General features: G+C 62.5%; 8 protein-coding genes. All 8 read right to left on the reverse strand.

Annotation, left to right across the window (positions count from 1 at the left end):
- Positions 1-390, reverse strand: coding sequence for a cytochrome b5 domain-containing protein (locus tag BGP02_RS11745; protein WP_017234488.1), 390 nt, complete (start codon positions 388-390; stop codon positions 1-3).
- On the reverse strand, positions 387-1661 hold the full coding sequence (locus tag BGP02_RS11750; protein ID WP_261938602.1) for a ferredoxin reductase family protein: 1275 nt from the start codon (positions 1659-1661) through the stop codon (positions 387-389). The genes BGP02_RS11745 and BGP02_RS11750 overlap by 4 nt, the downstream gene beginning before the upstream one ends.
- A gap of 580 nt (positions 1662-2241) precedes the next feature.
- Positions 2242-3561 (reverse strand): MFS transporter, encoded by a 1320-nt coding sequence (locus BGP02_RS11755; RefSeq protein ID WP_017234486.1) that lies wholly within the window; start codon positions 3559-3561, stop codon positions 2242-2244.
- A gap of 58 nt (positions 3562-3619) precedes the next feature.
- The gene (tcuB, locus tag BGP02_RS11760) at positions 3620-4843 is read right to left on the reverse strand and encodes a tricarballylate utilization 4Fe-4S protein TcuB (RefSeq protein WP_017234485.1); all 1224 of its coding nucleotides are present in this window, start codon (positions 4841-4843) and stop codon (positions 3620-3622) included.
- Positions 4830-6239, reverse strand: coding sequence for an FAD-dependent tricarballylate dehydrogenase TcuA (gene tcuA, locus BGP02_RS11765; RefSeq protein ID WP_261938601.1), 1410 nt, complete (start codon positions 6237-6239; stop codon positions 4830-4832). Before tcuA ends, tcuB begins: the two co-directional genes overlap by 14 nt.
- Before the next feature lie 63 nt (positions 6240-6302).
- A complete protein-coding gene (locus BGP02_RS11770) occupies positions 6303-7256 on the reverse strand; it encodes a LysR family transcriptional regulator (RefSeq protein ID WP_286798568.1) in 954 nt (317 codons plus the stop codon).
- Positions 7257-7432: 176 nt separating this feature from the next.
- Positions 7433-8761 (reverse strand): NAD(P)/FAD-dependent oxidoreductase, encoded by a 1329-nt coding sequence (locus BGP02_RS11775; protein WP_017234482.1) that lies wholly within the window; start codon positions 8759-8761, stop codon positions 7433-7435.
- 120 nt (positions 8762-8881) lie between these two features.
- On the reverse strand, positions 8882-10342 hold the full coding sequence (locus BGP02_RS11780; protein ID WP_286798569.1) for an aldehyde dehydrogenase family protein: 1461 nt from the start codon (positions 10340-10342) through the stop codon (positions 8882-8884).
- Positions 10343-10545: the final 203 nt, after the last annotated feature.

Here is a 10545-nt window from a genome sequence, read left to right on the forward strand (position 1 = left end):
CTACTTCGCCTGCTGCAACGCGCCCACTCGGTATGGGATCATCAACTGATCGGCGTAGGACGAGTGCGAGCGTCCCTTGGTCTTCGTCTGATAGGCCAGTGAGGCCTCCTTGCCACACCATGGCAAGAAGACAGAAGGATCCGAAGGATGCTGGGGCACGTAGCGGGTAAAGTCATACACCTGCCCACGAATCGCCATCCAGCAGTCGTTGCGGGTGGCATGCCGCGCGACTTCCGATAATGTGTAATTTGTCTCGCGCGCGGTCGTTGCCGGGGTATCCGGTGCAGGGGACGCCGCAGGCGCGTCGGGCAGCCAAACGCTGGCCGCCCAGAATCCTCCCAGAGCGAGGAAGAAAAGCATCGTGGAGACAATGAAAAGTCGGCGCATCATCGGAAGTCGAAGCTCTCAAACTGGATGGATTGTGCAGGCTGACCGAGTTCGCGCAGCCTCGCCGTAACTGCCGTTACCAACCCTTTCGGGCCACAGATCTCCACTTGTCGTTGCCCGATGCAGCTTACCCGGGACAACATGGCTGACACATCAGGAAACGACTCGCCGCTGGCTTCGGCGATCAGCTCGAAATCCGGGTCGACGTCGGCGCGGGACTTCAACTCGTCGAGGAAGGCCGCATCGCGCGCTTCACGGTACAGGTAGATCAATGTCGTTGTTCGGGCAAGCTTCCCGCTCCGGATTGCCGCCATGAAGGGCGTGATGCCAATGCCGCCAGCAATCCAGAGCTGAGGCTTTTCGGCGTTGTCCGCCAAAAAACGCCCGAAGGGGCCTTGCAGCCGCACCAGCGTGCCTGGCTCCAGAGACTGGATGCGTCGGGTGCACGGCCCGAGGGCTTTGACGCCGACAGTGAGCACGCCACCTCGACCGATCCCACTGACTGAGAAGGGATGGAATTCCCCACAGCCGCGGTAGACGGGGCCATCGCCAAAGGCCGCAAGCACAAATTGTCCAGGCTTGACCGGTAACGCACCGCCGCACGGAGCGAGCGACGCCTCGATCGTATCCAATGCCTTCGACGTAACGTGTGTGACCCGATAGGGATGTGCACTCAAGCCGCGATCCGTTGCCAACAGTCGCCAAGCGAGCGCTACCGTCGCCAGTCCAATGAATGCGAGAAAGGCTCCAGCGTCGCCAACGATCACAACGACGTGCGCCAGTCCGCTGATCGCACCCAGCGCAGCGAGGTAATGCAACGCGCGCCAGCGCCGGTAGCCCATGCGTCGACTGAACGTCGTTGCAAGGCCCCCCATGAGAAACAGCAGCCCGAACCATCCGAGCCACTCAGGCCAACTCAGATACCAAGGCGCAATGGCCAGCCATGCGGCACGGGCCGACTCCCCTAGCCCAGACATTCCCAACGCCAACGGATGGCACAGCAGCAGCACGTAGCCGATGACGCCGGCGCGGTGATGCCAGAGGTACATGGTGTCCAGGCCGCCCAGCATGCCAGACCAGCGGGGCTCGCGCACCATCAGGGCGAGGCTACCCACCAACAGACCGGTTCCGGCCCAGGCCGCGATGATCGAGATGGAACGCCAGAGCGACAAATTTTCCCGGAAGGCCCACCCTATGCCGGCGAGGCTTAGCGTGACGAGGAAGATCGGCGCGCCCAGGTCACGCGCCCGGAGACGCCGGTGCCGTGCGCTCATTGCAAGCGTCCCCGTGTCGGCAATCGCTCGTGCGTAAGGCGCTGGTGCCCGATAGCGACGGAATCCATGTGCGCAGGCATACGTCGAAACCGCAACGCGTTTTCGCTTCGCGCGAAGGTCACAGCCGATTCGTTTTTACGCCGACCGGAACTACGTTGCCCATGACGACCTCGATGTTTTTCATTGACTTGCTCCTGACAGAGGTGGCACGCAAGTCGTATCGCGCGCTCGTACTACGCGGGGGCGCCAATCGACGCGTTACCCGGCGCAACTTGGTGATATTCAAGAGATGGGGGTGAGCCTGAGGTTCGCCGCCGTCTACACGTTAATGCAGATGCTGTGACCCGTGCGAACGGCGCGGTACATGCCTTGATGCAAGTCAAGGCATGCACCGCGCACGCGCCGACCGATCGCGTAACGGCTGCTTCCGGCTGCTTCCGACGGGCAGGCGCCCTACCCCACTGCGTCCAGCGCCCCAGAAACAACAGACGGATTCCGGCAGCATATTTCGGAGGACGACCGCCCCAAACAAAACGGCGACCAGTCGTCTTGCACCGGCCGCCGACATCATTGCGCTGGGTCAGGCTGACGTGGCGGCCGCCGCCGTGTGCCCTCGCCCGCGCCGGTACAGCCCGAGCGTGGCAACCAGCCCGCAGAACGCGGCGAAACTCAACCAGTACCCGGGTGAAGCCTTGTCGTGCGTGACCTGGATCAGGTACGTCGAGATGGCGGGAGTAAAGCCACCGAACACCGCGGTCGCGAGACTGAACGCCAGCGAGAAGCCCGCCACCCGCACTTCCACGGGCATCACTTCCGTCAGCGCAGCGACCATCGCGCCGTTGTACATCCCGAAGAAGAACGAGAACCACAGCAGCACGGTCAGCATGCGTGCAAAGCTCGGCGCGCCGGCGAGCCACGAAAGCGCAGGATAGGCCGTGAAGATCGCCAACACGGAGATGGCGAGCAAAACCGGCTTGCGCCCCACACGGTCAGAGATCGCGCCGCCGATCGGCAGCCAGATGAAATTCGACGTGGCCGCGAGCAATGTCACCATCAGACTGTCTGACGTCGAGAGTTTGAGCACAGACTTGCCAAACGTGGGCGTATAGACCGTGATGAGATAGAACGTGGTGGTCGTCATCGCCGTGAGCAGCATGCCGCCAATGACGATACGCCAGTTGACACACAGCATCGCAAAGATTTCACGCACCTGCGGACGATGCCGCCGCGCTTCGAATGCCGCGGTTTCCTGCAGCGAACGGCGCAGCACGAAGAGGAACGGCACGATTGCGCAGCCGATGAAAAACGGCACGCGCCAACCCCACGCGACAATCTGATGCTCGGAAAGCCAATGATTCAGGCCGTAGCCGATCGCCGCCGCCATCACGATCGCGACTTGCTGACTGGCCGACTGCCAACTCGTGTAGAAGCCCTTGTTGCCAGGTGTGGCCATTTCGGCCAGATAGACGGATACGCCCCCCAGTTCCGCGCCCGCCGAGAAACCCTGTAACAGGCGTCCCAGCAGCACCAGTGCGGGCGCGAGCAGCCCGATCGTCGCATACCCTGGCACGCACGCGATCAGGATGGTGCCGCTCGCCATGATCGACAGCGTGACGATCAGTCCGGTGCGCCGCCCCACCCTGTCGATGTATGCGCCGAGAAAAATTGCGCCCAGCGGACGCATCAGAAAGCCCGCGCCAAATACCGCGAAGGTGAGCATCAACGACGCGAAGTCGCTGGTCGACGGGAAGAAAATCTTCGAGATCGATGTCGCGTAGAAGCCGAACAGAAAAAAATCGAACTGTTCGATAAAGTTGCCGCTTGTAACCCGTAGCACGGCAGCGGCCCGGTTCGCGCGCGAGCTGCCGCCACTGACGGAGATGGGTTCTGTGGGGGTCATGGTGTCTCCTGATTATGGGTACGTGTACTTAGTGGGTAGCGACGGGACCCTGCGGGACCTAATCCGCGCCCAGACTTAACGTCTTGCCTTGGCGCTTCTCGATCGATGATTTAAGTAACGCCGCCGAGCGAAAAATGCCGTGCGCGAACTTTCCGTAAGGCAGCGTCGCGAACAGCGCCATGACAATGCCCAGATGGATGGCGAGCAGCGGCGGCATCGCGAGGGTTGCACGGAACCCGAGCAACGCGAGTCCGGATACGCTCGTCAACATCAGAAGCGCGATGAAGCCGCGGTCCATCGGACGTTGACGGGCATCAGTGCGTTCGGGATTGCGCCTGAGGTTCAGCCACCACAACCCCGCCGGCCCGACGAACAGTCCAATGCCGCCCACCGTGCCCAGCAACACCGGGATACTCAGGTAGGGATATGGCGCCTCCAGACTGAACGCATAGTGATACAACGTTGCAACCGCGGTTGCCGCGAAACACAACATGAACCCGTAGAACGTGAGGTGATGGAAGCGGCGTCGCGCAAGCGTGAATGCATCGTCCGATTCGTTGCAGCCGTCGCCGTGTCCACCGTCGAGATACTTGAGCGTCAGCGCGTGCTTTGCGGCTTCGACGGCGGCAGGCATGCTTGCGCTCGCGGTTCCCGCCGAGACGTCGCGCCAGAAGCGCGTAACGCCCACGCTCAACGCCAGCATCGCGAACAGAAAGACCGTGCCGAACATTGCCGCGAGCAGGTTGTGCGGAAAGATCGCGTAGAAGTTTGCCGGCGTGGCGTCTGCGGAAAGACCACCGCGCAATGCCGTCCCGAGCATCAGAAAGAGCGCGAGACCTGCCGCCAGCGCGACCGACAAGGTCACGCCGTTACGCTTGTACAGCGCGCCGAACGCCCTGGGAAACGCATATTCGGTATACGTTTCGAGGCGGACCTGCGCCATCGATTTGGGCACGTTAACCGCGAATTCATGCGGCGGCGCGTACTGGCAAGCGTGATAGCACGCGCCACAGTTGTGGCAAAGGTTCGCCAGATAGTTGACGTCCGCCTTGCCGAAGTCGAGACGGCGCGTCATGGCCGGAAATACGGCGCAAAATCCCTCGCAATAGCGGCACGCGTTGCAAATCTGCATCTGCCTCGCCACTTCGGCTTCGCTGTTGCTCAACGGCACAATGGGAATCACGCGCGCCGCGCTGCCCGATGCGCCGTGTTGGGTTGCCTTGGTATCGAACGGCGACGCGGTCCGCGTGCGTTCGGGCGTGAGCACGTCAGACTGCTGCACTGTGAGCCTCCGTTGTCTTGTGTGCGGCGCGCGCGGCCTGCGTGCCGGCAATGCGTCCGAACGCTGTGCCGATCGACATGCCAACGCCGGCCGTATAGCCCTGACCAAGCACGTTGCCGGCCATCATTTCCCCCGCGACGAACAGGTTCTCGCTCGCCTCGCCGCCGAAGTGAACCTGCGCCCGGTCGTTGGTTTTCAGACCGAGGTAGGTGAACGTGATGCCTGGGCGCAACGCATAGCCGTAGAACGGCGGCGTGTCGATCCGGCGTGCCCAGTGCGTCTTGGCTGGCGTGAGGCCCTCGGTGTGGCAGTCGTCGAGCGCGGTGTGGTCGAAGGTGCCGATCCGACAGGCGTCGTTGTAGCGGGTGATCGTTTTCATGAACGGCGTCTCCGGCAGCCCCAACTGACGCGCAAGTTCTGGCAGCGTGTCGGCCTTCACGCCCGGAAACACCGGCGGCATGAATCGGCCGATCGCCTTCGAGTCGATGATCGAATAGCCGATCTGTCCCGGCTGATGGGCGACGAGCCGTCCCCAGATCGCATAGCGCTTGGGCCAGAAATCCTCGCCCTCGTCGTAAAATCGCTTGCCATCGCGATTCACCACGACACCCAGCGACACACAGTCAATACGTGTGCAGATGCCGCCGTCGTAGAGCGGCGCACGCGCATCGATGGCAACGCAATGCGATTGCGACGGATCGCCGATCAAATCGGCGCCGGCTTGCGTCATATGTTTGATCAGCACGCCCGTGTTAAAGCGCGTACCACGAATCAGGAAGTTGTCGGCAGGCCATTCGCCGCGTTCGTTCTGCCCCCAAGCGTCGCGCAGCCAGGCGCGATTCGATTCGAAGCCCCCCGCGGCGAGCACGCAAGCGCGCGCCTCGAACCGCTCGGCACCGCTGTGTGCCGCGACGAAGCGAGCGCCATCGAGTTCAAGTGATTCGACGGGGGTGTTGTAGCGGATGTCCACGCCGAGCGCTTCCGCGCTTCGGTAATACGCGTTGACAAGCGCTTTGCCGCCCCCCATGAAGAACGCGTTCGTGCGTGCCACGTGTAGCGCGCCGGAGAGTGGTGGCTGGAAACGCACGCCATGTCGCTGCATCCACGGCCGGCACGACGACGATGCGCGGATCGTCAGACGTGCAAGCGCCTCGTTGGTGATGCCGCCCGTGACCTTGAGCAGGTCCTGCCAGAATTCTTCTTCCGTATAGGCATCCACGAGCACGTCCTGCGGCGCATCGTGCATGCAACGCAGATTTCGCGTGTGTTGCGAGTTGCCGCCGCGCCATTCGCGCGGTGCCGATTCGAGAAGCAGGACCGACGCGCCGGCTTCACGCGCCATCAACGCAGCGCATAGCGCCGCATTGCCTCCTCCAATTACCAATACATCGACCATTTGACTTGGCTCCTTTCGGACGCATCATAGGGATGCCAAGTCGGTTCTGCCAGTCGTGTCCCCTCAAGGGGTCTTCACTGTTTGTGAAGACTGCGGCAGGCGCAGACGTGCGCCGGGCCAGCGGCTTTCGTGCACGAGTTGCCGCGCGACATCGGCGAGGACGACGCGCGCGGCGAGACCCGCGGGCGACAGTTCGTCATCGGAGACACTGGCGATCATGTTGGGCCGCGTGGCGTAGCGCTCTGCGACGGGCACGCTCGCCAGCATTCCGTTCGCGGATCTGGCAAGCGCGGCGCCGGGCTGTATCGTCGCGCCCATCCCCGTTTGTACCAGGTCCATGAGCAGCGCGAGACCGTCCACTTCGGCGACCACGTTGGGTTCGTAAGCGGCGCGTCGAAACGCCGACGACAGCAGCGAGCGCAGCCCATGCGTGCCGCTGGGAAGGATGAGTGCCAGCCTGCCGAGGTGCTTGAGTCGCACGGATGTGCCTGTCGGCATGCCATCGAGACCCTTGGCGCCGATCAGGAACAGCTGCTCGTCGAGCAGTGGCATTACGCTCCACCGCTGCGCGGGTTCCTCGCGAAAGAGCACCGCGAGATCGATCTGACGCGCGCTAAGCATGGGGGCGAGATAGCCGGAGAGGCTTTCGACGATGCGCAGCCGAACATCGGGGTATCGTGCACGCATGGCTTGCGCGAATGCGACGCCGAGCACGCTCGCCGTGCTTGGCGCCATCCCAACGCTCACGTGTCCAGACAGACGGGCGGAACGCGCGGCAACCGCGGCGTCGTCGATATGGCGCAGCGCGAGTTGTGCCTGACGCCAAAAGGCGATGCCGGCGTCAGTCGGCACCACGCCGGCGGACGTGCGCTGCAACAGGCGGGTCGAGAGTTCCCCTTCGAGACGGCTGATCTGCTGGCTCAATGCGGAGGTGACCACACCGAGGTCCAAGGCGGCCCGCCCCATGCTTCCGTGTTCCACCACACTGACAAAATACCGGAGTTGTCTCAATTCCATTTCGCGATCGACCGAGAAGTTTTGGCTAGCATGCGTCGAAGGCGACGGTATTGGCAAGTCCCAACGTCGCCGTCGGCAGTGACAATCCTCGCCCGCCCGTTGGCGAATTGACGGCACAACCTCGGCCTCATGGAATTCGGTTCCGCAGAATGGCTTGAAGGATGTCCTGAGCTGCCCTACATCATCTCCGGACGAAGCAACTGCCCTCCTTTCTTGAATCGATTCAGACTGAAGGGGGTGATATCGGCGTAAGGCGTTTTATTCTGCGCCATTTCGGACACGAGCAACCCGGCCCCCGGGCCTAGGCCAAACCCGTGTCCGCTGAACCCTGACGCGACGATCAGGCCCGGGATTTCATCGACGGTCGAAATCACCGGCACGAGATCCGGCGTGGTATCGATGAGGCCCGCCCACGCCTGCAATATCCGCACCCCTTTCATTTCAGGAAAGCAGGTCGTCAGGTTGCTGACCGCCTGCGCCAACCATTCTTCGTCAATGGCCGGCTCCAGCACGCGAATACGCTCGAACGGCGAGATGTCGTCAAGCGCCCAGCTTGCCGACGCCTCGGGTCCATTAAAGAAACTCTTCCCTATGCGGATCTTCAACTTCTTCGTCAGCTCGGAGCGATACGTCTGATAGAACTTCAAGGCGTACCGAATCCCTTGCGGGGCCAGCTCGACACGACCATAGCCGGGTACGGCAAGCGTGTAGCCCCCATCGAGACGACGACGCAACGCAAACCCGGGACCGTTGAATGTGCCGCCGGGCAACGCCGGCACTTGCGACGTGCGCATCGCGGTGCCCACCACATTGGCGACCGGCAACTCAACGCCATGGCGTTTCAACAAGCGCGAACTCCACGCGCCTCCGGCACACACGACCGTCGTCGCGCGAATGAGACCGCGCTCCGTCCACACGCCGGCGATACGGCCAGCGCTGATGTCGAATCCTCGCGCGGCACATGTCTGCAACACATAGGCGCCCAGTCCTTTTGCCCCCTCGGCGATGGCTGGCGCGGCCTTGCTCGGTTCGGCCAGCCCGTCCGTCGGCGACCAGAGGCCGCCCACCCACCGCGCCGTCCCCGTCGGAATGCGGGATTTAAGCTCCGCTGCCGAGAGAAGATCGAACGAATAGCCCATCGCCTTTGCGCCGACCGCCCACTTTTCCCATTTCGCAATGTCTGCCTCCGCCGTCGTCCCATACAGACTGCCCTGACGGCGGAAACCGAGGTCGCGACCGATCTCGTTTCCGATCTCCGACCACCGCGTCAAGCTGCGCATTGCCATGACCAATTCGTCATGCCTGCGATTTTGCTGACGCACCCATCCCCAGTTGCGCCCAGACTGCTCGGCGCCGATGAAGCCCTTTTCCACCAGGGCGACCGACACCCCCTGACGCGCCAACTCGTACGCGGCAGTGGTTCCAATGATGCCGCCGCCGACGATCACAACGTCCACATCGGTGGGCATGACGGGACTATCGCTGACTCTGTCGATTTGCAACATGGATATCTTGTTTGAAGTTCCGTTGTCCGCCGCCCTTTGCCTCAGGGCGACCCGTGTGCCGCATTCCCTTCCCTACGTTGCGCGATTCGGAATGGCATGCGACGCGCTCGGCGATCGCCATCAGGCGTAACCCAGGATCGCTTTCGTCTCGAGGTACTCCTCGAACCCATGGATGCCGTATTCGCGACCGTTCCCCGAGCGCTTGTAGCCGCCAAACGGGGCATGGGCGTCCCACGCCGGATGGTTGATATGCACTTGCCCCGACCGGATACGCGAGGCAACCGCGCGCGCCTGCATCAGGTCCTCGCTCTGGACGTGCGCACCCAGGCCGTACTTCGTATCGTTCGCGATCGCAACCGCCTCATCGACGGTGTCGTACGCCATGAGGCTCAGGACCGGCCCGAAAATCTCCTCCTGCGCGATGCGCATGTCGGCCGTCACGTCGGAGAAAATCGTCGGCCGAACAAAGTAACCGTGGCTCAAACCTGGCGGGAATCCGGGACCACCGCAGACGAGCCTAGCACCCTGCGCGATACCCACATCGATCATGGCCCGTACGCGGTGAAATTGTGCTTCGTTTGCAATCGGCCCGAGCGTTGTCTGCGCCGAACCAGGATCCCCCACGACCATCGACTCAACGGTGGCGCAGGCCATGCGTTCGACTTCGGCGAGACGATCGCGAGGGACAATCATTCGCGTGGGCGCACTGCACGACTGCCCTACGTTGCGAAACGCGGCCATGACGCCCAAGGCCACTACCCGCCCAAAATCGGCATCCGGTAGCAGAACGTTCGGTGACTTCCCTCCCAGCTCCAGTGTGACCCGCTTGACCGAGTCTGCCGCCGCCCTCGCCACGAGCGCGCCGGCCCGGTTGGAGCCGGTGATCGAGATCATGTCGACCTGCTCATGCGCCGCAAGGGCTTCGCCCACTTCCGGGCCACTGCCTTGCACAAGGTTGAATACCCCCGCCGGCACCCCGGCATCGTGAGCGATCTGCGCGAATATCTCGGCGTTCAGGGGTGATAACTCGCTGGGCTTGAGAATCACCGTGCATCCTGCGGCAAGCGCGGGGCCCACCTTTGCCGTAATTTGATACAGCGGCCAGTTCCAGGGGGTGATCAGCGCACATACCCCGATGGGTTCACGTGCAATGGCGGTGTGACCGTCAACCTTGAGAAAAGCATAGCCAGCCGCGATTTCGCTTGCCACACGAATGTGCTCCGCGGCAAATGGAACGTGCGAGGCACGGGCGAACGATATTGCTGCGCCCATTTCCGACATGATCGTCTGTGCGAGCAGTTCCTTACGATCCAGAATGAGGCGATACATTCTGTCCAGGATCTCGACGCGCTTCGCCACCGGCGTATCTGACCACGGGACGAACGCCCTTCGGGCCGCAGCAACTGCCTTTTCGACATCTTCGCGCGACCCGACCGCCAGCTGGCGAATCGCGTTGCCAGTCGCCGGGTTGACGACGGGCACCGTGCGGGGATTCGCCGGCGCCAACCACTCGCCATTGATGTACAGCGTGCGCGTGTTGTCCATTGCAACGTTGTCCATCGTCGTAGCGGTGCGAGTCATGATTCCGACCTCTCAAAAGCGGAAAGTGATTCAGATGGGCTCAAGATAAAGAAGCAAACGGGTGCGGTGTGTAACACGCGGTAAATTCGACATTAAATCTATATTAATGGACGCACCATCCAGCCAGGACCTCGCGCCGTCGGCCGCCGCCGATTCGCATCGCGAGCGCCGCCAGGATTTTGTCCTGTGTAATATCGAGGGAA

This window comes from Pandoraea sp. 64-18 (genome assembly GCF_001899225.1).
Classification (GTDB): Bacteria; Pseudomonadota; Gammaproteobacteria; order Burkholderiales; family Burkholderiaceae; genus Pandoraea; species Pandoraea cepalis.